Here is a 23969-nt window from a genome sequence, read left to right on the forward strand (position 1 = left end):
ATGCGGTCGAGGAGGTCCGGGTCCACGCAGCGCGCCTTGCCGGCGGGGCCTCCCACCAGGGCGTCCTCGCAGCAGGCGAGGAGCCTCATGCCACGCTCCGCGGCCATTTCCGCCAGCTCGTCCAGGAGGGCCTTGCGCTCCTCGAGCGTCCCCTCCTCCGGCCGGAGGCCCTCCGGGAGCCTCGCGGCGTTGCGCCTCACCTTCCCGTACATGTCGGCGAAGCTCGCGATGCACTCCCCGGTCGCGCCCGCGAGCGCATCGGCGACCCGGGCGAAGTTCCGCCGGTGGAAGGCGGCGTCCGTCTCCCGCGAGAGGTAGATGGGGTCGTAGCGCCAGCGCACCCGCCCGGGCCCGGCGCGTTCCGCGAGCTTATGGAAGGTGCGTACCGCCTGCGCGAGGGGCGGCACCGCGCGCTCCAGGGATTCGGGATAGGCGTTCACGGTGTACAGGAAATAGAAGGGCGCGCGCGCCTCGACCGCGTCCAGATGCGGGAGCAGCGGCGCCGGGTTGCGCGTCCAGAAGACGAAGGCCCGCACGTCCCCCGGCGCCAGGGAGACGCGGTGACGCTTCCCGCTGAAGGGGTTGCGGTACTCGGCGAAGCCCTCCTCCAGGCGCTTCAGGAACCAGGGCGCGTGGAAGGCGGGCACGTCCGTCCGGCGGGAGACGGAGATGATTTGGGGCTCGGGAGGCGCCTCGCGCATCGGGGGCGTTTTCGGATTCGTCACGGCATCGTCCCGGCGGCGGGGAATTTCGGCGGCATCGGTCCGTAGGGGCGAGGCATGCCTCGCCCCTACAAATCAAGGGCGGCCAAGCACGTCTGTAGGGGCGACCGGCTGGTCGCCCCTACCAGAAACCGGCCCCAAAAATCCTTCTCTCCACATCCCCCCCCTACAGCCCCAGCACCTCGGCCATGCCGTAGAGGCCGGGGGGCTGCTTCGAGGCCCAGCGGGCGGCCCGGATGGCGCCCGCGGCGAAGTTGTCGCGGCTCGAGGCCCGGTGGGTGATCTCGACCCGCTCGCCCATCCCGAAGAAGTAGACGGTGTGCTCCCCGGCCACGTCCCCCCCGCGCAGGGTCTGCATCCCGATGGCCCGGGGGGGCCGCTTGCCCGTCTGGCCCTCCCGGTGGAAGACGGCGTCCCCGGGGTAGCTCCGCCCGAGCGCCCGGGCGGCGATCTCCCCCATGCGGACGGCGGTGCCCGAAGGGGCATCCACCTTCTGGTTGTGGTGGGCCTCGAGGATCTCCACGTCGTAGGCGTCCCCGAGGAGGCGGGCGGCCTCCTCGATGAGCCTGAAGGCCACGTTCACCCCCACGCTCATGTTGGGGGCGAAGACGACGGCCGATTTCCTCGCGGCCTCGGCGATGATTTTTTTTTGCTCGTCATTCAGGCCCGTGGTGCCGATGACGGCGGCCATGCCCTTCCCCGCCGCGAGCCGGGCGTGGGCGGCGCTCGCCTCGGGGACGGCGAAAGAGACGAGAACATCCCCGGCCAGGGAGCCCTCGTCTGCCGTGAGGGGAACCTTCAAGGACCCGACCCCGGCGTTCGCCCCCGCGTCCTGGCCCAGCGCCGGGTGGCCGGCCCGCTCCAAGGCCCCCGAGATCGCCATGTCGCCCTGGGCGGCGATCTGCTGGATGATCCGGCACCCCATCTTGCCCGCCGCCCCTGCGACCGCCACGCGAATGGCCACCCGATCCTCCTTTTTGAAGGCCAGAAAGAAGCCAACCCCTTGTTTCTCGGGGGCATTATATTACCTTTCCCCGGTGGGGGGTGAAGCATGGGGGTGGAACCCGGAGCGTCATAAGGGCAAAAGGGGCGGGCCCGGCGGACGGGCTCCCCACGGGCCCATCCGGAATTGCTATAGTACCGGGCGGTCGAACCCGGGACCTCCTACGGCCTTAGGGGATGGGTTGTTGAGTCCGCCGCCCGAGCCGCAAGACGACTCGGTCTGGGTCGCCCGGTGCAAAGCGGGGGACCCGGACGCCTTCGAGCCCCTGGTGCTCCGCCACGCGGGCAGGGTCCGGCGGCTGGTGTGGGGGCTGCTGGGGGAGCGGCGGGAGGAAGCCGAGGATGTGGTGCAGGAGGTATTCCTCAAGGCCTACTTGGCCCTGCCCCGCTTCCGGGAGGAGGCCCGCTTCTCGACCTGGCTCTACCGCATCGCGGTCAACCACGTCCGCGACATGGCCCGGCGCGCCCCGCCGGCCCACGTGGAGTTCGACGAGACGCGGCTGGAGGCCCCCGGGCCCCGGGGGGAGGAAGAAGACGCGGGAGCCGATGCCCCCCGTCCCGGCCGGAGCGAGGAGCTTCGCCGCCTGCTGGGCGAGCTCAGCGAGCCGCAGCGGAGAATCCTGGTGATGCGCGAGCTCGAGGGGCTCAGCTACGATGAGATCGGCGGGATCCTGCGGATCCCGCCCGGCACGGTCCGCTCCCGCCTCAACCGGGCGCGCGCGGGCCTGCTGAGGGCCGCCGCGAGACGGAAAGAAGGAGAAGCATGATGCTGCGTTGGCGCGAGTGGCGTGAGAGCCTGCGGCGGGCCCGCGAGTGGGATTCGGCCCCGGACCCGGAGATCCGGCGCCTGCAATCGCTCTTCGCCGCCGCCCGCCCCGGGGAGGACTCCCAGGCGGACGCGCGGCTGTGGCGCAGGCTCCGCGCCCGCATCCACGGGCTGGAGCGGGAGCGCGTGCCCGCGCTGAGCGGGGCGCTCGCCTCCTTCGGCTTCCGCTTCGCCGGAGCCGCGGCCCTCGCGCTCGTCCTCGCCGCCGGCCTGACCTGGCGGGACGGGCCCTTCGGTTCCCCGCAGGGCGCCCAGACGGCCTCCTTCCTCGAGACCCCCGACGAGGTCCTGAGCGGCCCGCTCCAGGCGAGGAGCGGGGACGATCTCCTCCAGTTCATCGCCTACAATGCGGCGGGCCGGTGAAGGCCATGCGCGACTCCTTCCGCAACCCGAAGGCGAAGGCGGCGGCGGTCCTCGTGGCCGTCTTCCTCCTGGGAGGCGGCACGGGCTACTTCGCGGGCTACTGGCACGCGATGGGAGGCCCCGGCCAGGGCGGCTGGCGGGGCCGCGCCGCCGGCGCGCGCGGCGAGGACCGCACCGCGCACTTCCTCCGCAAGTTGGAGAGCGACCTCGGGCTCAGCGGCGCACAGAGCAAGCAGGCGGAGGATATCCTCCGCCGCCATCACCAGCGCTTCATCGAACTGCGGCGCGAGATGGCCCCCAAGATCGACGGCATCCTCAAGGAAGTCCGGGCCGACCTGCGCGCCATGCTGGGCCCCGGCCAGCGGGAGCACTTCGACCGGATGGTGCGCATGATGGAGGAGCACCGCCAGCGCCGGCGGGAGCGCTGGTGGCGGGGGATGGGCGGCATGATGCGCGAGTCCCCCGGCCCGCCCGGGGAATCGAGATAGCCTGTCTTTTCCCGGCAGACCATCCTTCGCAGGGGCGAGGCGTGCCTCGCCCCTATTCATTACGCCGCCGGAGGAAATGAGCGATGCGCTTTCGGCCCGCGATGGCGCTCTTGCTCCCCCTCGTCTTCCTCGCCTCTCCCGCCTCGCATGCCGCCGAGTCGCCCTACAAAGGCCAGGAGAAGCGCCCCATCAAGGCCCTCTCCGGGAAGGAGGTCGAGGATCTCCTCGCCGGGAACGGCATGGGCTTGGCCAAGGCGGCCGAGCTGAACCGCTACCCGGGCCCCCTGCACGTGCTGGAGTCCACCTCCCGGCTGGGGCTGACGGAGACCCAGCGGGCCGAAACCCGGCGCCTGTTCGACGCCATGAAGCGCGAGGCGGTGCCGCTCGGGAGGGAGATCGTGGAGCGGGAGCGCGAGCTCGACGCCCGCTTCGCCTCCCAGGAGATCGACGAGGCCTCCCTCGCCGCCGCCCTGGCCGAGATCGGGCGGCTCACGGGGGCTCTCCGCCTCGTCCACCTCAAGGCCCACCTCCGGATGCGGGAGATCCTGACCCCCCATCAGATCGCCCTCTACGGCCGGGCGCGGGGATATGAATCCTCCGGCGGCGCGGGCGGGCATTCGGGACATTAGCCGCCACCGGCCGGGCGTATTGCGATCCGTCCCCAGCGAACTCGCGGGCGCTGGCCGCCCAGGGGTTCCCTGCGTTTTTACTGAGGCGGGCAGAGAACCCGCCCCTATGCCCCCTCCAGTTCACACGTCGCCTTTCAATCCTCCGTCCATGCATTCGTAGGGGCGTATTGCAATACGCCCCTGCTCCTCCACCCCCAATCGAATTTCCCGAAAAAATTCCCTTTCTTATTTGCGATTCCGGACCCGCGTCATTCCCGGAACCCCGCCCCGTCCTAAGGTCATAAGCGGGAGATGCATGGATGGCCCGCCAAATGACCGCCTTTCCGGAAGGAGCCGTCCCAATGAAGCGTCCGGTGGCCTTGAGCGTTCTCGGCAGCGTCCTTCTCTCTCCCTTTCCCGCCCTCGCCCAGCCCTGGGGATCGTATGCCGGCCCCCGCATGATGTGGGACTACGGCTGGCACGGCTGGTTCCTGGGGCCCTTCGCCATGATCCTCTTCTGGGGGCTGGCCATCGCCGCCATCGTCCTCGTGGTCCGCTGGTTCAGCCCCTCGGGCCATGGCCCCCAGGCCGCCAGGACTCATCTTGACATTCTCCGGGAGCGCTTCGCGCGGGGCGAGATCGGCAAGGACGAGTTCGAGGAGCGCAGGCGCGTTCTGGGCGACTAGTCCGCCTCGGAACCCGCGCCCGTCTTAAGGTGCATGAGCGAGGGATGCCCCGGAGGCCCCTCGGTGAACCGCAACGCCGGCCCCGGCCACCGGGTTGCAAAGACCGCCTTGAAAAGGGAGGCAACATGACCAGGAAGCGGATCGCCATCATCATCGCCGCCGCCGCGCTGACCGTGGGCGCGGGCCTGGCGGCCAACGAGTACGCGTCGGCGCAGGGCTGGGGAGGCGGGCCGGGCTTTCACCGCGGCGGCCCCACGATGCGGGGCCACATGATGGGCGGCATGATGGGCGGCCATATGATGAGCGGCCCGATCATCTCCCGCGCCCTCGCGATGAAGGACGAGCTCAAGCTCACCGCGGACCAGGTGAAGAAGCTCGAGCAGCTCCGCGACGGCTTCTACCAGAAGGCCGCGAGGGAGCGCATCGAGATGCAGTCCACCGGCCTCGAGCTCCAGAAGCTCCACCTCGCCGACAAGCTGGACGTGGCCGCGGCGGAGAGGCTCATCCGCGCCATGGAGAAGAAACGCGCCGACATGCGCATCGAGCGCCTGAAGACGATCGAGCAGGGCAAGGCGATCCTGACCTCCGAGCAGCTCAAGCAGCTCCAGGCGGCCAGCTTCGGCCCGGGCGCCCGCATGGGGCGCGGCGGCTCCGGTCCCGGCCAGGGCTTCGGTCCGGGGCGGGGCGCGGGGATGATGGGGCCCGGGTTCGGCCCCGGTCCCGCATGGGAGGACGCCCAGCTGCCCGGCGGCGGATCGCTGGAATAACGGCTCAAGCGAAAGAGGCGGAGGGCCCTCCCTCGGGGGGGCCCTCCTTCCGATCCCGGGCTTCCCCGTGAAAGGACCGTCCGGGAAATCCCGGACAGGAAGGCGGCGCGGTGATTTTCGACGGATTCCGCGAGCTGATGGACGCTTCGGTCGCCCTCGTCCTGCTGCTCGATCTGGTATTCTTCTCCTACCTCGCGTTCCGGCTGACCCGGGAGCGAGAGCTGTTCGGCCCGGCGCGGAACGGCCTCCTGCCCGCGCCAAAGCCCGTCCGGGCGGATCGCCCGGAGTGGCGGAGGGACATGCAATGAATCGCCGTGATGCCCGCAAGTGGTTCCTGACCGCAGTGCTCGCCGCCCTCCTGATCCCGGCCGCCGCCTCCATCCCGGCGCGGGCCGAGGCCCGTCCCCGCCACGGGACGGCGGTGGTGGTGCTGCCCCCGGGGCACCGCCCGGTGGTGGTCCGCCAGGTGACCTACTACTACCACAACGGCGCCTATTACCGCCGCGCGCCCCGCGGCTATGTCGTCGTCCCGGCGCCTTACGGCGCGGTCGTGCCGGTGATCCCCCCGAGCCATCGCACCGTGATCGTGAGGGGCGCCACCTACTACGTGGACGACGAGGTGTACTACCGCCGGGTGCTGGTCTCGGGCCAGCCCCAGTACGAGGTGGCGCAGTACCCGGTGCAGCCCGAGGTACGCCCGCCCGCGCCCGTCCAGCCGCCCGTCCAGGGGGCGCCCTATTGCCGCGAGGCCCTGATCCCCATCTTCGTGGCGGGCAAGGAGGAGCGCGCCGTCACCACCGCCTGCCGCGAGCCGGACGGCACCTGGCGGCTTCAGCCCGGGCGGTAGGAGACGGCCGCGGAGAAGCGGGCGCGGCGGCGCCTTTCGTAAGGACGATCGCCACGGCAGAGAAAGACAATGAGCCCCCCTTGCTCCCGCCTCTTGTGCGGCGGGAGCAAGGGGGGCCGTGTTTTTCGCGGGATTCTTAAAGCGGCTCCTCGTGAGCCGGAGCCGCGGGGGCGGCTAGGCCACCCCACCGTGGCGCATCAAGGAGCGGGCGCTCCTGCGACCGGTCCGCGAGGTGCCGGAGGTCCGGCCGGTCCGCGCGGTCCGGCTGGCCCGCGCTCACCCCGCGGTCCCTGGGGTCCCCGCGCTCCCTGGGCCCCTCGATCTCCCTTCATTCCCCGCTCTCCCCGCATTCCCTGGGGCCCCCGAGGCCCCGGCCGCGACTGGCTGCTCGCGATTCTGCTCTGAAGAGCGCTCATCTGCTGGCTGAGGGCGCTCATCCGCTGCTGCTGATTGTTGATCTGCTGCTGGTGAGCGTTGATCTGCTGGCGCTGAGCGTTGATCTGCTGGGTGGCGGCGCGAAGTTGGTTCTGAAGCGCAGCCACTTGGGCCTGAAGCTGGGCCAACGCGTTGGCCCCTTGCGACTCGGCGCTCCTCGGCGTCCAGAAGGTCAGCGACGCTCCCAAGAGCAGAAGAAAAATCCCCGCACCGACGGATTTCCAACGCATGCCTCTTCCCTCCCCCCCAAGCGCAAAATGAACGAACGGAGAATACATTAATGAAAAAAATACCCCACAATCCGAAAGAACGCTCTCATCCAGAGAAATAGGAGCCAGGAAAAGTTCGAGCGAATGTGATTTCAGTCACATTTGGGGGCAAATACTTTTGGCGGAGCGTTAGAAGACTACGGGAGTCAATTAAGACTTCCCCACGCAGGCCTGCGTGGGCGCAGCTATGGCGGGGGCGGGCGGCTGGACCCGCCGGAAGCCGCTACGGGCTGAGCCTTGCGCGGGAAGGGAAAGGAGGCGAGGCGGGCAGAGCGATGGGTCCTAGAGGGCCGCCTCCTCGGTCATCTCCCCCTCGTAGACGAGACGGGTGTCCCCTTCCATGTGGACCTCGCGGACCTCGCCGCCCCGCCCCGAGAAGTGGATGGTGAGGACCTCGCCGCCCCGCACCTGGACGTCCACCGGGGGCTCGACCATCCCGCGTGCCGCGGCCAGGATGGCCGAGGCGACGGCGCCCGTGCCGCAGGCCAGGGTTTCGTCCTCCACCCCGCGCTCGTAGGTGCGGAGCTTCAGGGCGTGCGGGCCCGCGGCCTGGCAGAAGTTGGCGTTGGCTCCCGCCGGGGCGAAGAGCGGATGGAAGCGGATCTGGCGCCCGTCCTCCCGCACGGCCGCCTTCTCCACGTCCGGGACGAACTCGACGGCGTGGGGCACGCCCGTGTTGAGGAAGTCGAGCTTCGCCGTGCGGCCCTTCAGGGGGGCCTCGATGCCCTGGCGGAAGCCCGCCGGGGGGGTGAGGCGCACCTTCACGCGGTTGCCCTTGATCGTGGCCTCGATCACCCCGGCGAGCGTCTCGAAGGAGGCCCGCTCCTTCACCATGCCCAGCTCGCGGGCGAAGCGCACGGCGCAGCGGCTGCCGTTGCCGCACATCTCGGCCTCGGAGCCGTCCGAGTTGAAGAAGCGCCACTTGAAGTCGGCCCGCTCGCTCGGCTCGATGAACATGAGCCCGTCGGCACCTACGGAGAGCCCCCGCCGGCAGACCTTGCGCACGAAGTCGGCCATCTTGTCGGCGTCGAAGCGGCGGTCGCGGTTGTCGATGAAGATGAAGTCGTTGCCGCTCCCGCTCAGCTTGGTGAAGCGCACCCGCCCGGCCATGCTACTCGCCCCCCCCGGCGATGAAGGAGGGGATGCTCTCCCCCAGGATCAGGTCGTCGTAGCTCTCCCGCCTGCGGATGATGTGGTACTCCTCCCCGCGCACGAGGATCTCGGGCGGCCGGGGCCGGGAGTTGTAGTTCGATGACATGGCGAAGCCGTAGGCCCCGGCGCTCATGATGGCGATGAGGTCCCCTCGCCGGTACTCGGGGAGCTGGCGGTCCTTGGCGAGGTAGTCCCCGCTCTCGCACACCGGGCCCACGAGGTCGCTCTTGTGCCTGGGGCGCCGGGCGGCGGCCTCCTCCACCGGCAAGGCCTCCTGGTAGGACTCGTAGAGGGCGGGCCGGATGAGGTCGTTCATCCCCGCGTCGATGATGACGAAGCGCTTCTCCTCCTTGCTCTTGGCGTAGAGCACCTTGGTCACGAGCACCCCCGCGTTCCCGACGATGACGCGGCCGGGCTCGAAGATGAGGGTGCAGCCCAGGTTCTTCACGGCCGGGAGGATGGCCCCCGCGTAGTCGCTGGGCAGCGGCGGGGCCTCGTCGCGGTAGGTGATGCCGAGGCCTCCGCCCAGGTTCAGGTAGCGGATGTCGTGCCCGTCCGCCCGGAGCGCCCGGACGAGGGAGGCCACCTTCTCCACCGCCTCGACGAAGGGGCTGCTCTGGGTGATCTGGCTCCCGATGTGGCAGTGCACCCCGCAGGGCTCGAGATGGGGCATCCCGGCCGCCGCCCGGTACTGGGCGCGCGCCTTGGTGATGTCGATGCCGAACTTGCTCTTCTTCATGCCGGTCGAGATGTAGGGGTGGGTGGCCGGGTCCACGTCCGGGTTCACCCGGATGGCCACCCGGGCCCTCTTGCCCATCCGCGCGGCCACCGCCTCGATGTTGGCGAGCTCCTCCTCGCTCTCGACGTTGAACATGAGGACGCCCTGCTCGAGCGCGTAGGCGAGCTCCTCGTCGGACTTCCCCACCCCGGCGAACACCACGCGATCCGCCGGCGCGCCCGCCTTCAGCCCCCGGAAGAGCTCACCGCCCGACACGATGTCGAGCCCCCCGCCCATCCCCGCGAAGAGCCGCAGGATGGCGAGGTTGGAATTGCTCTTCATGGCGAAGCAGACGAGGTGCGGCACCGAGGCGAAGGCCTCGTCGAAGACGCGGAAGTGCCGCACCAGCGTCCTGTGGCTGTAGGCGTAGAAGGGCGTGCCCACCTCGCGCGCAAGGCGGGAGAGGGAGACGCCCTCGGCGTGCAGCTCGCCATCCTTGTACTCGAAGTAGTGCATCTTCTCTCTCTGTTCCCTTCCGTTCGAGCGGTCCCACTTCTCGAATCTACGGGGGCGGGATTTTACATCCGCCTGATCTTGGGGAGCCACAGCGGGGACAGCCCCTCAACCTCCCTCCCCCTCCGGGGGAGGGTCGGGGTGGGGGAGCCATGACCATTCCCTCCCCTACCCCCTCCCGGAGGGAGAGGGGACACCAGGGTCACCCAACTTCTCTGGCCGGCGCTCACAGCCCCGGGACGATGGGCTCCCGGGGAACCTTCGGGGGGCCCTTCAGGCCGCAGCCCGCCGCGCCCACCCCCAGCGCGAGCAGGAGCACGAAGGCGGCCAGGCGCCGGAGCCAGCGCCGCCTAGGCATGGAGCCTCCTCCGCTCCGCCCGGATCTGGCGCAGCACGCTCGCCCGCGACGCCCCGCCCTCGCTGCGCCGGGAGGCCAGGGAACGCGCGAGGGCCGTGGCTTTGAGGTCGGAGGGCCTCAGGCGCGGGTCCGCCTTCTTGAGATCGGCGGCGCCGAGCCCCGAGAGCGGCACACCCTTCGAGAGGGCCAGCCGCACCGCGCGCCCGGCGGCCTCGTGGGCCTCCCGGAAGGGGACGCCCCGGCGCACCATCGCGTCGGCCAGGTCGGTCGCCGTCATGTAGCCACCCTCGGCCGCCTCCGCCATCCGGTCCGGGCGGGGGCACATCGCCCCGGCGAGCCCGGCCATCACCTCCAGGGAGGAACGAAGGGTGTCCGCCGCGTCGAAGAGGGGCTCCTTGTCCTCCTGCATGTCCCGGTTATATGTCAGCGGCAATCCCTTCATCAAGGCGAGGAGGGCCACGAGATCTCCGATGGCCCGCGCGCTCTTGCCCCGGACGAGCTCGGCCGGGTCGGGGTTCTTCTTCTGGGGCATGAGGGAGCTCCCGGTCGAGAAGGCGTCGGGCAGCTCGACGAAGCCGAACTCGGCGCTCGCCCAGAGCACGATTTCCTCCCCCAGCCGGCTCAGGTGCACCATGGCCAGCGCGGCCGCCGCGGCGAACTCCACGGCGAAGTCCCGGTCGCTCACCGCGTCCATGCTGTTCTCGGCCAAGCCCTCGAAGCCCAGCCGCCGCGCCACCCTCCCCCGGTCGATGGGGTGGACGGTGCCCGCGAGCGCCCCCGCGCCCAGGGGGAGGACGTTCACGCGCCGCCGCACCTCCGCCAGCCGCTCGGCGTCCCGCCGGAGCATCTGGCTGTAGGCCAGCATGTGGTGGGCGAAGGTCACCGGCTGGGCCCGCTGGAGGTGGGTGTAGCCCGGCATCACCCAGTCCACCCCGCGCTCGGCCTGGGCCAGCAGCGCCTTGCGCAGCGAGGCGATGGCCGCCTGGATGCGGTCGATCTCGTCCCGGAGCCAGAGGCGGGCGGCGGTGGCCACCTGGTCGTTCCGGCTGCGGGCGGTGTGGAGCCTCCCCCCGGCCGGACCGATGCGGCGGGTGAGCGCCGCCTCGATGTTCATGTGAACGTCCTCGAGCGCCGGGTCGAAGCGGAACCTCCCCGCCTCCACCTCCTTCAGGATGGCCCGGAGGCCCCGGACGATCTTGGCGGCGTCCGCCTTGGGAATGATCCGGCGGGCGCCCAGCATCTCGGCGTGGGCGATGGAGCCCCGGATGTCCCAGGGAGCGAGCCGCCGGTCGAAGGAGACGCTCTGGGTGAAGGCCTCGACGCGGGGGTCCGTCCGCCCCGCGAAGCGCCCGCCCCAGGGCTTGGCCGGCGCCCTCTTTTCCGCTCTCAGGCTGGATATTCGCTTGGCGGCCATCGTTCCCTCACGCCCGGGCCGGGCACGCCGGACCGGAGCCCAAAGAAACCGATACTTACCCGACCCGTCCCGCCCCGGCAACCGGAAGGAGGCGGGAGGGGCGAATTATCGCCCATTCTTGGCCCTTCTGCCCCTGCCCCCCGCCGGGAGGACGGGACACCGGGGGTACATATCTTGCTATATCAACGGGCTACGGGCGGGCGGCCCCACTGGTCGGCTCCACCCCCAGGCAGAAAAAAAGACATTGGAAATCCTTTGTTTTTTGGATTATCGGCGAGGTCCGGAAAACCGATAAGCCATACAGGCGGAAACGCCCTTCCCCGAGGAGAAGCCGTGACCCGGCAGAATTTGCTCGAGAACCCACCCCAGGCGGCCGCTGCTCCCCAGAACCAGACCTATACACTGACGCTGGGGCAGGCGGTCGAGCTCGCCCGCCAGTTGCAGCGCAGGGGCGAGCTGGGGACGGCGGCCCTCGTACTGCGGAAGCTCCTGGAGGTCCATCCCCAGCGGATGGACGCTTATCAGCTTCTCCAGCAGGTGGCTCCCTACATCCAATACCAGGAATCATTCCTCCAGAAGCGGGCGTCGCTGTACATGAACTACCCGAGCCACATCCACATGGAAACCCTCTCCGTCTGCAACGCGGCGTGCAGCTTCTGCCCCTACCCCGGCATCGAGCGCAAGGGGCGCCGGATGTCCGATGCGCTGATCGAAAAGATCCTCGGCGACCTGCGCGACATCCCCGGGCAGCTCCCCTTCCTGATCTCTCCCTTCAAGGTGAACGAGCCCTTCCTCGATCACCGCCTCTTCGATATCCTGGGAGCCATCAACGAGAAGCTGCCGAACGCCTCCATCGCCCTCACCTCGAACGCCTCCCCCATCACGGAGGAGAAGCTCCACCGCTTGGCGCGAGTGAGGGGCATCCAGTATCTCTGGCTCTCGGTCAACGACCACCGGCCGGAACATTACGAAACCACCATGAAGCTCCCCTTCGCTCGCACCCTGGAGCGGCTGGACATGATCCACCGCAAGGTGGCCGCGCGCGGGGTCGCCTTCCCCGTTGTGCTCTCCCGGGTGGGGGACGGGACCCAAAGCGACGCCGACTTCGTCCGCTGGGTCGGGCAGCGCTACCCCCTCTTCCGAGCCAACGTGTTCCCCCGGGGTGGATGGCTGGGCCAGGTGGACCTTCTCCTGGGTCCCGTTCCGGCCGTGGCCTGCCACCGCTGGTTCGAGCTCTCGATCACCTCGAGCGGCGTGGTGGCCCACTGCTGCATGGACGGCCAGGCCAAATGGCCCATCGGAGACGTGAGCCGGCAGCACGTCCTGGAAGTCTACAACTCCCCCGAATACCGCAGGCTCCGCGAGCAAATGACGACGCGGCTCGACGCCGACCCCTGCCGCACCTGCACCTTCTTGTGAGACCCGGACTCTCCCGCGCGGCGGCCTTGTGAGACCTTCTCGTTCATCCTAATATGGCCCGCAACAACCTCCGCAGGTCCGGGCAAGGGGCAGCCGTGTCCATCCAACTGGGGACGATCGATTTCCTGGCCACCCAGCTCCTCCCCCACGTGAAGCGGCGCGGCAGCGTCGTCTCGCTCTCCCGTGTGAGCATCTTCTCGCCGCCCGCGGCCGTAAAGCGTTACTTGGAGGCGTCCGGCTTCCACGCCTGGCTGGATCGGGTGCAATGGGAGGGCCACCGGGGGCGGCTGACGACGCGCGATCTGTTCCTCGCGTTCGGCTTCGAACGCTACGACGACATCGACATCGACGCCGAAGAGGGCTGCACCATCACCCACGACTTGAACCGGCCCGTGCCGGCCGAGCTGCACGGCCGGTACGACCTGGTGTTGGAGATGGGAACGCTGGAGCACATCTTCGACATCCGGGCCGTCTTCGAGAGCGTCATCCGGATGCTCAAGGTGGGGGGTGTGGCCTTCCACTTCTCCCCGGTGGATTGGTTCAACCACGGCTTCTACAACTTCTCGTTCACGCTCTTCAATGACGTCTACCGGGTCAATGGGTTCGATGATATGGCGTTCTACATCGTCGCCTTTCCCACGCAATGGGAAACGAACCAGGAGATCAAGTTCAAGCAGGTGGATTTCACGCCGCAGCAGATGCTCCTGCCTCCACCGCCTGACAAACATCTTTACATGGTGAGCTGCATCGCGAGGAAAGCGAGGGAGCTCCCCTCCTTCCAGGTCCCCATCCAGGCGGTGTACGACCCCGCCCTCCGCCTGAACACAGCCCTCAGGCCGCGCGGCGGCCCTCCCCCCCAGGCCGCGCCCTAGGCGGCGGAATAGCCCTTCGCCCCGGGGGCCCCGGCGGCTTCCGCCTCTCCGTAGGGATGAGGGTCTCGGAAATAGTCCACGAGCGATCCCTCGTGCTCGAGCAGGATGGCCTGGCAGGCGATCCCCTCGCGCCCGATCTCGCCCACGATGTCGCGGGCACGCCACTGGGTGGCGATCAGGATGACGTCCGCCGGCTCCAGCTTCAGGTCGTCGCGGAAACGGATCTCTTGCCCCGTCCCGGGGACGAAGGTGCCCACCTTGTCGGGGTCGGAGTCCACCACCAGGGGGAAGCGCCCCGCGTCCACGCCGTAGCGGTTGATGAAGGCCGCCGCCTTCCCCGTGCCGCCCCATACGGCCACCCGCTTCCCAGAGCGGGCGAGGGCGTCCAGATGAGCCCTCACGCGGTCCTTGCTCTCGGCCGCGCGGCCGCGGAAGGCGAGCGCCTCGCGGGCGTAGGCGGCCTGCGCGGCGCGCACCCCGATGCGGACGAAGCCATAGACCACTTCGTCGTCATAGCCCCGCTCGACCAGCTCCACCTCGCGCGAGCAGCGCTTGAGCAGCCGCGAGAGCGACTCCGTGGTGAAGTGGGAGTTGTGCTCGTAGAAGAAATCCGCCGTCCGGCCCATGGCGAAGACCTTGTCGATGCAGGGGACTTCGATGAAGAGGCGGGTCTCGACCCCCTCCCAGGTCGCCGAGAAGGACAGCGCCTGGAGGAAACCCATCGGGTCCATCAGGTGCTCCAGCACGTGCCGGCTAATGATGAGATCCGGCCGGCAGTCGGCGAGATGGACGGCCGGATCGAAGAGCTCCTGCCGGGCCTCGATCATTCCCCCCCCGGTATCCACCTTGGCGTTTGGGTCGAAGCCGATGTAGCGCCCCTCGGGATGGGCCTCGGCGAGGGCGCGCAGCAGATGGCCTTCCCCGCAGCCGATCTCCACCACGGTGGGGTGCAGGGGGAGACGCTTGAGGATCAGGCCGCGCACCTGCAGCAGATGCTCGCGCCATCCCTCGCCCCGGTTGAACATCAGGTTCGGCTTCTCCGAGTAGGGAACCTTGGAATAATCGAACTCGGGGTTGTACACGTGCCCGCACTCCACGCACCGCACGAAGCGGAGGGGAAGGCGCTCCATTCTCCGCGCCTCCTCCGCGCTCGCCGGCCAGGCGAGGGTAGCCAAGGGCTGATGGCCGCCGTCGTAAAACGGCACGGCCACGTGGTGGCCGCAGGCGGCGCACACGTGCTGGCGCAGCAGATCACGAAGCCCCTCTCTCCCGTTCCCGTCGGCTTCCCAGTTCCGATGCACGGCGCGTCTCCCTCTAATGGGCGCAGGTCCCTTGAGTTCTGGCCTTCTCGACCGCCTTTTCGAAGAACGCTCCCAGCTCGCGGAGGACCGCCGCGTCCTCGTAGAGGACATGATTGGCCGAGAGAATCCTGGACTTCAGCTCGCCGTGGCAAGCGGAATCGTTGGCCAGGCGGATGGCGGTCTCCACGTACTCATCCGGGTTGGAGACCACGGCGTCCATCACTCCCATCTTCTTATAGCAGGCGTAGGTGACGCGGCTCCGCATGAAGGCGCCCGGCATGGTCACGATCGGAGCGCCCACGAAGAACGCCTCGTAGGAAGTGGTGCCACCGCCGAAGTGGATCGGGTCCAGGATCACGTTCGCCAAGGCGAGAACGTTCAGAAACGCCTCGCCATTGACGCGCGGGATGAATTTAACCCGGTCGATCCCATGGGCGAGGGTCCGCCGGAAACGCCGCATCAGCGCATCGCCTAGGGACTTCGGCTGCCCCTCGATGAAGTAGAGCTGACTGTAGGGGTCCCGGCGGAGGATCTCGCCCAGGATACCGTCGAAGTCGGGATGGATCTTGAAGAGGCTCTGCGGGCAGAGGTACACGCGGGCCCGCTCGGCGATCAGGAAAGCGGCCCGGCGCATGAGCGCGGCCTTAGGCCGGGGCCGGAAGTAATAGGTCGGGAGCGAGTCGAAACGGACCAGATCCTCGCTGTAGTGGTCCTCGGCCCCCTCCGGCTCCAGGTCCTTCGAGGAGACGAAGTAGTCCACGTTAGGGATGCCCGTCGTCACCGGATGGCCCCACGTCACGCACTGGACCGGGGCCAGGCGGGAGAAAGCCAGGAAATACGTGAGGGCGTCCATCCCGATGTCGGCGTAGAAGAGAACGTCGAGGTTCAGCGCTGCGATCTGCTCCCTCGCGGCGGCGATGTCGGCCGGGACGATGACGAATTCATCCGAATGCTGCCTGAATTGCTGCACCATCGGATCGTCCGGCGGATCCACCGCCAAGGTCACCACCTCGAAACGGCGCCGGTCAAGGAAAGCGACGTAGCCGATCATGAACTTTCCGATGGTATGCTGCTTGAAGTTGCGCGAGATGAAGCCCACGCGGATCCGGGAACCCTCGGGGCGGCTCTTGGGGCAAAGCGAAATTTCCTGAGACCGGTAGAGCCGGGCTATCTTCTGCTGAAGCTCCCGGTCGTTGAAACCCTGATACGCTAGATAGAAATTGGTGAAACCGATTTCCTTGAGGGGGTCCCGGATGACCACCCCCTCCCGCACCAGCTCATCCACGCTCCTTTCCACCCGGGCCCGGCATTCCGCCACTTGCTCGGATGAGCTGCAGATGACCGGCAGAAGGGCGCTGGTGCGCACCCGGAGGAGGTCCGAGCGGTCCAGCCGGAGGGCCGCCTGCGCCGCGTCCCATCCCTCCTCGAAGTCGCCACGCTTGATCAGGACGGTGGCCAGCCCCCAGTGGCCCTCCGCCAGGTCCGGCCGAAGGTGAATCGCCTCCCGGAAGGCGCCGGCCGCCTCGTCCAGCTTCTCATCCTGCTTGAGGGCGATCCCAAGGCCGATGTGCGCCGAGGCGCTCTCGGGATTGAGCCGCGCGGCCTCCCGCAAGTTCTCCACGGCCTCCTCGATCTGGCCGGTCTCCTTCAGCAGGAGGCCGAGGCCCAGCCGCGCGTCGAAGCTCTCCGGGCGCAACTGGACGGCTTTCCGGTAGCGTTCGGCCGCTTCCTTGAGATCCCCCTCCTTCTTGAGCACGGCGCTTATGCCGACCAGGGCATCGAAGTGGCCCGGGCGGAGGCGCAGGGTCTCTTCGTAGCTCTCGCGGGCCTCTTCCGGCCTCCCCTGCGATCTCAGCGCCGTCGCGAGGAAGAAGTGGGCGTCCGCATAGCCGGGCCGGAGGGCGATCGCCCGGCGGAAGCTTTCCTCGGCCTCCGCCAGCCTCCCCTGGCTCATCAGCACGGCGCCCAGGCCGAAGTGCGCCTCGGCGTAATCCGGCTGGGCGGCGAGCACCCGCAGGAAGCTCCTCTCCGCTTCGTCGAGGCGCTTGAGGTCATGGAGAACCACGCCCAGGCCGAACGCAGCCGTCATGTCCCGGGGATCGATCTCGAGCGCGCGCGAGAAACTCTCGGACGACGCCTCCAGGCACCCCAGCTCCTTACGGACCATACCTAGCCGGCGATGGGTCTCCGCCTGATCGGGCCTTAGCCCGGCGGCGAGCGAGAAGCTCTCTTCCGCCTCCTCCAAACGGCTCAGCTCCACGAGCACCCTGCCCTGGTTCACGAGCGCCACCGCGTAGGAGGGCTGCAAGCGGATGGCCTCGCGGAAGGCGGCGGCCGCCTCTTCTCTCTTGCCGAGGTGATGAAGCGCCGTTCCCAGGTTGTTGTGCGCGTCGGCCATCCCAGGCGAGAGCCGGATGGCGCAGCGGTAGGCCTTGATCGCCTCGGAATAACGGCCGAGCGCGGCCAAAACGTTGCCCAGGTTGGAGTGGAAGATGCCTGCCTTGCCCTTGCGCCGGATGGCCTCTGCGATGTGCCGGACCGCGGTTTCGTGCTCGCCCCGCTGATAGGCTAGGACACCCAGCAGATGCAAGGCGTCCGGATGGCCGGGCTCTTCCTCCAGGAGACGCCGGTAGAGCGCCTCGGCGGCGGCCAGATCGCCCGCCTGGTGGCGCGCCAGCGCCTCCTCGAAGAGCCGGACCGACCGTTGCCTGGGGGCAACCTCGGAAACCTTGCGACCGGGGAGAGGCATGGATCGGACCTTGGGTGCCATTGGATTCTCCCGACTCCTCCGCCGAGCGGAATCTTCCAGGGGCAGCGATTTCGATAGACCTCGCCCTCTGGAATCCTTTTCGGCTGAATCCGCCCCGGCCATGAGGCGCACTTCGGCCACGAGGCGGGCAAAAAGCAAGAAATATACCAAACCAAAAAATAAAAACCCTTATATTTCAAATGGTTGTATGGAAAACCTCCGCCCTTGCAAGGAAATTGCTGCCTGGCCTGGCAAAACCTGCCACTGGCAAGGCCGAATCCCTTGTCCGCACCCTCCCTAAGGCGTAGGATGCCGCGGATCCGGCTCCGCCCGCGCGCTCCCCCATTCCAGCCGGTGAGGGGCCTTCTCAATGCGCTCGTTCACCCCCCGGGAATGGAGCATCATCGGCGGCGCCTTCGTCCTCCTGGGCCTCTTCTTCGGCTTCAACTTCATGTTCGGCATCTTCATGAAGCCCCTCATCGCCGAGTTCGGCTGGTCCACCTCGGCCACCTCGGCCGCCTACTCGATCTACATGTTCATGGTCGCCGTCTGCGGGGTGGCGGTGGGCGGCCTGGCGGACCGCTACGGCGCGCGCCCCGTCATCATCGCGGGCATCGTCGTGGCGGGCGGAAGCGTCGCCCTCTCCTACTCCATCCAGAACCTCTGGCAGTTCTACTTCCTGACGGGGGTCATGGCCGGGCTCGGGCGGAGCGCCCTGCAGACCCCGGTCTCGGCCTACCTGCAGCGCGCCTTCACCCGGAACCGCGGGCTCGCGACCGGGCTCGCGGGCTCGGGGAGCGGGATGGGCCTCATCTTCATCGCACCCTTGACGGGCTATTTCATCACGGCCCACGGATGGCGAATGGCCTACCTGCTGCTGGGCCTGCTCTTCATCGCGCTGGCCGTGCCCGCGGCCCTGATGCTCCGGGCCTCGGACGAGCGGAGGGAGGAGGCGCCGGCCCCCGCCAGGGCGCGCGCCGAGGCCGCTCCTCCGTCCGTTCTCCTCCCCGAGGCCTCGCTCGGGGTCCGGGAGATCGTCAAGCGGCGCCCCTTCTGGGCCATCATGGGGAGCCACACCACCGACTGCGTCTGCCATTCGGTCCTGATCCTCCATCTGGTGCCGATCGCCATCGAGGCCGGAATCGACCGGGTCCAGGCGGCGAGCCTGATGGGGGTGATGGGGGTGAGCCAGCTCCTGGGCCGCGTGCTCACAGGGGTGCTCTCGGACCGGGTCGGGCCGAAGCTGGCCCTCCTGGCCGCCCTGCTCTCCCAGACCCTGCCCGTTCCCCTCCTTTGGGCCTCGCCCACCCTCCCCGCCTTCTTCGTGGTCGCCGCGATGGTCGGGCTGGGGCTCGGCGGCCACGGCACGATGTACCAGATCGTGACGCGCGAGTATTACGGGCCCAAGCGGGTGGGGCTGCTCTTCGGCACCTTCACGTCGGGCGCCAGCGTCGGGATGGCGACGGGGGGGTTCGCCGGAGGGCTGCTGCGCGACCTGAGCGGGGACTACAGCCTGGCCATCCTGTTCAGCTTCGCGACGGGCGTCGTCTCCGTTCTTCTGGTGCTCGCCTACCCCGGCCGGAAGGGCCAGGCCGCGCCCTCTCCCGCCCCGGAGGGGGCCGCCCAGCCGGCGGGGTAGCGGTACCCAGGAACGCCCGCATCCCTCGCCAGGGAGGCAGGGAGCGAAGATCCCGCCCCGCGGAGCGGCTCCGTCAGAAACGGGGCCTCTGCTCGTCTTCAGATTCTGCTTTCGCCCATCCGCCGTCTCCTGTATGCGCTTTTTTCGGCTCCAAAAAGAGGCCCGACCCTCCCCCAGCCGCCCTACATTAATAGATGGGGCAGCCGCCCGGTTTTCCTGCCGCCACACAGGAGAACGAAGGATGATTTCAAGGGGCAGCCGCGACACATTCCGCCTGACCGGGCTCGCCGCCGCCATTCTCGCGCTTTCGCTGGCGGGTTGCGCCGGGGGCAATCTCGCGGCCCGCGATTCCCAGCTGAAGCAGGGCGGGGAGATATTGGCGTCGCTTGAAACCAAGAGCGCGAGCGGCGAGCGGGAGGAGGGGGATCCGGCCGGATTCCCGGTCAAGATCGTCTTCGCCACCCCGGAGGGGGTCTATGTCGACAACGTGAAGGTGAGCTTTCAGAAGGACGGTGAGACGCGGGAGATATTCTCGGAAGGGCCTTGGCTGTACGTGAAGGGCGGCCCCGGCTGGTACCACGTCCAGGCCCAGGGGCCGGACGGCAAGGCGGCCGGCGCCAGCTTCAGCATTTCCGAGGGCGGCGAGAGGAAGGATGCGGCGCCCCAGGTTGTGATCCTGAGCCTCGCGGAAGGCGGGGCGGGCCGTGGAGGCCCCTCCGGCGAGGCCTCGCCGGACCAGCCGGGACAGACGGGCCAGAATCCGCCCCCGCAGAGCCAGCCGGAGGAGAACCGGCCCGGGCAGAATCAATCCCAACAGAACCAGCCGGAGCAAGGTCAGCCGGGCAAGTGAAGGCCATCCGGCCAGATGGAAAAGCGGCCTTCCGGGCATCCGGAGGGCCGCTTTTTCGTCCCGTGAAACTTGGGCTCAGTCGATCCTCTCCCGAATGTGCTCGAATCCCTCGCGCATGGGGCCGATGTAGTAGCCCAGGTCGTGGAGCAGGATGTCCTTGAGCCCGGCCAGCTCGCCCCGGCCGATCTCATCCCTCATCCTCTGGATGATGGCGCTCAGGTCGCGCGCCACGGCGGCCAGCGGGCGTCCTTCCATCTCCACGGCCGATGGATCGGCTCCGGCGAAGCGCAGCATGTCGCGCAAGGACTGGAGGGCGAAGCTCCAGCCCTCGGCGCAGTCCCGGATTCCCTCCAGCACCTTGCCGCGCTCTCCGGCCTCGGCCGCCCGGGCCGCTTCCTCTCCCCGCGCCGCCAGGCGATCGAGGAAGTCCATCATATCCGCGCAGGTGCGCCGGGCCAGCGCCCGGGGCTCCGCCGAGAGGAACTCCAGCGTCCCGAACTCATCCAGCGGGCGCACCTGCCAGCGCTCGGCCTCGTCGCGCGTCACCCCGGCCTCGCCGTGCAGGGCGCCCAGCAGGACGCGCCCCGCCTCGCGCAGGCGGGCCGCGACCCAGCCCTCGAGCTCGCCATAGGTCGCGACCCCGCCGGGAGCCTCGTGCCACTCCTCGTCGAGCTTGAACCGGAACCGATCGGCCACCCGCGCCATGCCCGCCTCCTATGCGGCGCCCTGCGAGATTTCGCGCCACGCCGCGCCCAGCGACTCCATGATGCCGGCCGCCTCGGGCAGCGCTTCGGGATCGCGCTCCCGCAGGGATTTGCTGATCAATCCAAGGACGTACTGGTAGATGCCCGAGAGATTCCGGGCCAGCTCGGGCGAGGCGTGCGGTTTCAGCACCCCCGCCAGCTCCGTGATGATGCCCATCGCCTTCAGCAGGTGCTCGGCCGCCTCGTGGAACGTGTCCTCTCCCTGGAGGAGGGCCTCGCCCTTGCGGATGTGCTTCACGGCTCCCTCGTACAGGAGCACCACGAGCTGGACCGGAGAGGCGGTCTTCACCCCGACGTCCCGGTAGGCGGCGTAGGAATTCCTGGCATTCACCCGGATTGTCTCCTCATCCTGTTATCTCTTTCCGAAGTTGGACGCGTTGGCGTTGATCTGGGCGAGCTGCCGGCTGAGGAACTGGCTGGTGGTCTGCAAGGTGCCGAGGGCCTGCTCCAGGCGCGTGAACTCCTCGCTGAGCCGGGCCTGCTCGCGGGCGATGCGGGCGTTGACGGCGTCGATCTGGGACTTGAGGTCCGAAACCCGGCTGTTCGCCTCGTCAATGGCGGCCTGGATGGGGCCGTCCTGGTTCTGATCGGTGAGGAAGCCGAGCAGCTCATCGAGCTGGGTGGCGATACCCCGGGAGACGGTCACGACGCCCTGCGAGGCGCCCTGGGCCGTAAGCTGGGCGGGGGTGATCTTCACCAGAATCTGGAGGCCGTCGGTGCTGGTGTTCCCGCTGTCCCCGGTGAGGGTCTGGCCCTCGCCCGTCGCCGCCTCCCCCCCGATGGTGCCCTTCACGTCCTGGCCGGTGAAGGTGGCCTCGGTGTTCGCGACGGTGCTGCCCAGGCCCGAGCTTCCCGCCGTTCCGCTCGCCACGGTCGATTTCACCTTGAAGGAATGCTTCAGGCCGTACTTGGCGTGAATCAAGGTGATCTTGCCGGTCGAGGAGTTGAACGAGGCGCTCACGTCCGTGATGCCGGCATTTTTCAGCGTGGTGTTGATGGCGGTGACGGCGTCTTGTGCGGTCATGCCGCTGGTGAGGGAGGCGCTGGCCGTGAGGCCGCCGGCGGTGATGGTCAGGGTTTCGTTCTGGGTGAGGCCCCCCGAGACGTTCTGGGCGCCCACGTCCTCCGCGCGGGTGGCCGCCTGGGTGATCTGGACGGCGTAGCCCAGCGAGGAGCTGGTCTTCGTCTTCGCCGAGAAGGCGAGCGCCTGGATGTCGGTGTCGGTGGCGGTGGCCACCGAGGCGAACAGGTCGCGCAGCTCATCGGGCTTGCTGGCCAGCAGCGAGCTGAACTTCGCCGTGTCGAGGGTGTAGCGGCCGGTATCCGGGCTGAGGCTGATCCCGGCCTCGGAGAGGGCCCGGATCTTCCCGGGCGCGATGCTCTTCACCACCCCGGTCAGGATTTCACTCACGCGGGAGCGGGTGGTGAAGAGGTTGAAGTCGGAGAAGAGCGGCCCGGTCGCGTTGGTCTCGGCGTCGAAGAAGCTGTTCTCCTGGATGAAGGCTTCGGTATCGTTGATGGCGTCCAGCAGGGACTGGACCGAGCCCGTCACGCCGAGGGTGCTCCGCTTCACCTCGACGATGATGGTGGCGGCCGCATCCTCCTTCTTGAGGCTCAGGGTGACTCCCTCGATAACGTCCGATATCTCGTTGGATGACTTGCGGATGGTCACCGCGTTCGCGCCCGCGCCGAACTCGATGATGGCGTCCTGGGCGGCCTGGCTCTGCTTGAACTCGAGATCGTATTCGTAGTCCGCCGTGACGGTGAGGGTCTGGTCGGCGAAAAACGCGACGGCGCCCGTCGTCTCGTCCAGGGTATAGGCGCCCGTGGTGGTCGTGGTCAGCGCCGCGGTCTGGGCCTGGTTGGTGTCGGTGAAGGTGAAGGTGGCCGATCCGTTGTCCGATACCGTGCCGATCCGGGAGTTCTGGCCGGTGAAATCGGCCAAGACGGGCGACCCGGGAGTCCCCGCCTGCGCGTCGCTGATACGGTAAATGCGGTATTCGGTGGCGTTCTGCACGTCGCCGAACTGGACCTGCACGGAGTTGTCGTTGGCGCCCGTGGGGGTGGTGACGCTCGATATGCCGCTCACGACCGTCTCCACGCCCCCGACCACGGCCGCCACGACGTAGTGGTACTGCGTGCTCGCGAGGAGCGTGCCGCCGGTGTCCTGGGCGGTGAGGGTGGCCGCGATCCCTTCGGCCTGGGCCACCCCGTTCACCTTGACCGTTGTGGTATTCGCGTTCGGGATGTGGCGGAGGGCGTAGGTCTTGGCATTCAAGTCGTCGGTGTCCTGGGTGGACGCCGCCGCCCCCTTGCCGAGGACCTCGCCCGTCACGGAGGTCTTGATGCCGGCGGTCTGGGTGATGGTGACGGCGTTGCCCGCGCCGCCCTCCTTGGCCGTGACGGTGAGCTGGTAGGGGGCGGAGCTGCTGTCCACCTTGATGATGGAGGCGGTCACCTTGGCGCCCGAGCCGTTGATGGCGGCGGCGATGCCATCGAGGGTGTTGTTGGAATTGTCGATCGTGATGGCCGTCGAGACGGCGGAGGCCCCCGTTCCCACGGTGATGGTCAGGGTGCCGCTCCCGAGGGTGGTGGCGTTGGTGTCGGAGAAGCGGTTGCTCACGTACTGGTTCTTCTTGGCGAGCTGCTTCACCACGAGCTGGTGGGAGCCCACGGCCGCCGTGGCCGAGGCGGTGGCGGTGAGGATATCGGTGTCGCTGCTCGAGACGGAGCGCTGATCGAAGAGGCTGGGGCTCTTGAGGGAGGCGGCCGCGGTGCGGACGCTGAGGTAGTTCGCTTGAAGGGTCTGGAAGAGGGCGACCTTTTCGGTCTGATCGGCCTGCTTCGCCTGGAGCTTGGCCACGCGGCTGGCCTGGAGCGCCACGAGCTGCTCGATGATGCTCTTGGTGTCGAGGCCCGAGATCAGCCCGTCCACCGAAACCGGCCCGGCCATCTTCGCTGCTCCCCCCGCAAGAGGCCTCTGGCCTGAAGCGTGCTGGCCTAAAGCTTATCGGCTTGAGGCGGATGGGCCTAAAGCGCCTATTGCCCCGACAGCACATTCCGTGCCGGATGGGGCCGTGGCGGCTCTTCTTGAGAACAGAGGGAGGCGCGGCAACCCGCCGGGAGGGATTCCCGGAGCGTAATATTTGTATTTTCAACCGGTTGCGGCGGGGGGGCCCGGCGGCGCCCCCCCCCCCCCCGAGGCTC

General features: G+C 68.6%; 23 protein-coding genes. 12 read left to right on the forward strand and 11 right to left on the reverse strand.

Translation table 11 applies throughout. The annotated features are described in order from the left end of the window. Together HYZ11_13345 and HYZ11_13350 are read right to left on the reverse strand one after the other, a co-directional pair. Window positions 1–725 (reverse strand): DUF1848 domain-containing protein (locus tag HYZ11_13345; protein ID MBI3128583.1); only part of this gene is annotated, 725 nt, incomplete at its 3' end. 163 nt (window positions 726–888) lie between these two features. After that, entirely contained in the window at window positions 889–1647 is a 759-nt protein-coding gene (locus tag HYZ11_13350; protein ID MBI3128584.1) for a 4-hydroxy-tetrahydrodipicolinate reductase, read from the reverse strand. A 262-nt stretch (window positions 1648–1909) separates the two neighbouring features. Here HYZ11_13350 and HYZ11_13355 point away from each other — a divergent pair, with 262 nt between their 5' ends. The 8 genes from HYZ11_13355 (at window position 1910) to HYZ11_13390 (ending at window position 6309) form a co-directional block, all read left to right on the forward strand. Further along, window positions 1910–2491 (forward strand): sigma-70 family RNA polymerase sigma factor, encoded by a 582-nt coding sequence (locus HYZ11_13355; GenBank protein ID MBI3128585.1) that lies wholly within the window; start codon window positions 1910–1912, stop codon window positions 2489–2491. Beyond that, the gene (locus HYZ11_13360; protein MBI3128586.1) at window positions 2488–2913 is read left to right on the forward strand and encodes a hypothetical protein; all 426 of its coding nucleotides are present in this window, start codon (window positions 2488–2490) and stop codon (window positions 2911–2913) included. The genes HYZ11_13355 and HYZ11_13360 overlap by 4 nt, the downstream gene beginning before the upstream one ends. Before the next feature lie 5 nt (window positions 2914–2918). Beyond that, window positions 2919–3401 (forward strand): hypothetical protein, encoded by a 483-nt coding sequence (locus HYZ11_13365; protein ID MBI3128587.1) that lies wholly within the window; start codon window positions 2919–2921, stop codon window positions 3399–3401. A gap of 83 nt (window positions 3402–3484) precedes the next feature. Then, a complete protein-coding gene (locus tag HYZ11_13370) occupies window positions 3485–4030 on the forward strand; it encodes a periplasmic heavy metal sensor (GenBank protein MBI3128588.1) in 546 nt (181 codons plus the stop codon). 437 nt (window positions 4031–4467) lie between these two features. Further along, window positions 4468–4695 carry an SHOCT domain-containing protein gene (locus HYZ11_13375; protein ID MBI3128589.1) on the forward strand — a complete coding sequence of 76 codons (228 nt, stop codon included), beginning with the start codon at window positions 4468–4470 and terminating at the stop codon, window positions 4693–4695. A gap of 125 nt (window positions 4696–4820) precedes the next feature. Continuing rightward, window positions 4821–5462 carry a Spy/CpxP family protein refolding chaperone gene (locus HYZ11_13380; protein ID MBI3128590.1) on the forward strand — a complete coding sequence of 214 codons (642 nt, stop codon included), beginning with the start codon at window positions 4821–4823 and terminating at the stop codon, window positions 5460–5462. Between the two features lie 110 nt (window positions 5463–5572). After that, entirely contained in the window at window positions 5573–5770 is a 198-nt protein-coding gene (locus tag HYZ11_13385; protein MBI3128591.1) for a hypothetical protein, read from the forward strand. After that, a complete protein-coding gene (locus tag HYZ11_13390; GenBank protein ID MBI3128592.1) occupies window positions 5767–6309 on the forward strand; it encodes a hypothetical protein in 543 nt (180 codons plus the stop codon). The genes HYZ11_13385 and HYZ11_13390 overlap by 4 nt, the downstream gene beginning before the upstream one ends. 197 nt (window positions 6310–6506) lie before the next feature. Here the strand turns inward: HYZ11_13390 and HYZ11_13395 are convergent, their stop codons facing one another. From HYZ11_13395 to argH, 4 genes are all read right to left on the reverse strand, one after another. Continuing rightward, entirely contained in the window at window positions 6507–7022 is a 516-nt protein-coding gene (locus HYZ11_13395; GenBank protein MBI3128593.1) for a collagen-like protein, read from the reverse strand. Window positions 7023–7295: 273 nt separating this feature from the next. Continuing rightward, window positions 7296–8123: a diaminopimelate epimerase gene (locus tag HYZ11_13400; GenBank protein ID MBI3128594.1), complete on the reverse strand. Its 828-nt coding sequence runs from the start codon at window positions 8121–8123 to the stop codon at window positions 7296–7298. A 1-nt stretch (window position 8124) separates the two neighbouring features. Next, on the reverse strand, window positions 8125–9399 hold the full coding sequence (lysA, locus tag HYZ11_13405) for a diaminopimelate decarboxylase (protein ID MBI3128595.1): 1275 nt from the start codon (window positions 9397–9399) through the stop codon (window positions 8125–8127). Between the two features lie 347 nt (window positions 9400–9746). Continuing rightward, complete coding sequence (gene argH, locus HYZ11_13410) at window positions 9747–11168, reverse strand: argininosuccinate lyase (protein MBI3128596.1); 1422 nt, start codon at window positions 11166–11168, stop codon at window positions 9747–9749. A gap of 510 nt (window positions 11169–11678) precedes the next feature. On the opposite strand from argH, the gene HYZ11_13415 reads away from it, so the two are divergent. After that, window positions 11679–12587 carry a radical SAM/SPASM domain-containing protein gene (locus HYZ11_13415; protein ID MBI3128597.1) on the forward strand — a complete coding sequence of 303 codons (909 nt, stop codon included), beginning with the start codon at window positions 11679–11681 and terminating at the stop codon, window positions 12585–12587. 95 nt (window positions 12588–12682) lie between these two features. Beyond that, window positions 12683–13459, forward strand: a complete 777-nt coding sequence (locus HYZ11_13420) for a class I SAM-dependent methyltransferase (GenBank protein MBI3128598.1) — start codon at window positions 12683–12685, stop codon at window positions 13457–13459. Here HYZ11_13420 and HYZ11_13425 read toward each other — a convergent pair. Both HYZ11_13425 and HYZ11_13430 read right to left on the reverse strand, forming a co-directional pair. Continuing rightward, on the reverse strand, window positions 13456–14871 hold the full coding sequence (locus tag HYZ11_13425; protein ID MBI3128599.1) for a methyltransferase domain-containing protein: 1416 nt from the start codon (window positions 14869–14871) through the stop codon (window positions 13456–13458). The genes HYZ11_13420 and HYZ11_13425 overlap by 4 nt on opposite strands. Further along, the gene (locus HYZ11_13430; GenBank protein MBI3128600.1) at window positions 14774–17530 is read right to left on the reverse strand and encodes a tetratricopeptide repeat protein; all 2757 of its coding nucleotides are present in this window, start codon (window positions 17528–17530) and stop codon (window positions 14774–14776) included. Before HYZ11_13430 ends, HYZ11_13425 begins: the two co-directional genes overlap by 98 nt. 349 nt (window positions 17531–17879) lie before the next feature. Here HYZ11_13430 and HYZ11_13435 point away from each other — a divergent pair, with 349 nt between their 5' ends. After that, window positions 17880–19148, forward strand: coding sequence for an MFS transporter (locus HYZ11_13435; GenBank protein MBI3128601.1), 1269 nt, complete (start codon window positions 17880–17882; stop codon window positions 19146–19148). Window positions 19149–19389: 241 nt separating this feature from the next. Next, complete coding sequence (locus HYZ11_13440) at window positions 19390–19998, forward strand: hypothetical protein (protein ID MBI3128602.1); 609 nt, start codon at window positions 19390–19392, stop codon at window positions 19996–19998. Window positions 19999–20073: 75 nt separating this feature from the next. On the opposite strand, the gene HYZ11_13445 is transcribed toward HYZ11_13440, so the two are convergent. The 3 genes from HYZ11_13445 to fliD are packed head-to-tail and all read right to left on the reverse strand — an operon-like array spanning window position 20074 to window position 23715. Further along, entirely contained in the window at window positions 20074–20703 is a 630-nt protein-coding gene (locus HYZ11_13445; protein MBI3128603.1) for a hypothetical protein, read from the reverse strand. Window positions 20704–20712: 9 nt separating this feature from the next. Continuing rightward, a complete protein-coding gene (fliS, locus tag HYZ11_13450; GenBank protein MBI3128604.1) occupies window positions 20713–21093 on the reverse strand; it encodes a flagellar export chaperone FliS in 381 nt (126 codons plus the stop codon). Window positions 21094–21114: 21 nt separating this feature from the next. Beyond that, window positions 21115–23715, reverse strand: a complete 2601-nt coding sequence (gene fliD / locus HYZ11_13455) for a flagellar filament capping protein FliD (GenBank protein ID MBI3128605.1) — start codon at window positions 23713–23715, stop codon at window positions 21115–21117. Between the last annotated feature and the right edge of the window lie 254 nt (window positions 23716–23969).

Source organism: Candidatus Tectomicrobia bacterium (genome assembly GCA_016192135.1).
Lineage (GTDB): Bacteria > UBA8248 > UBA8248 > UBA8248 > UBA8248 > 2-12-FULL-69-37.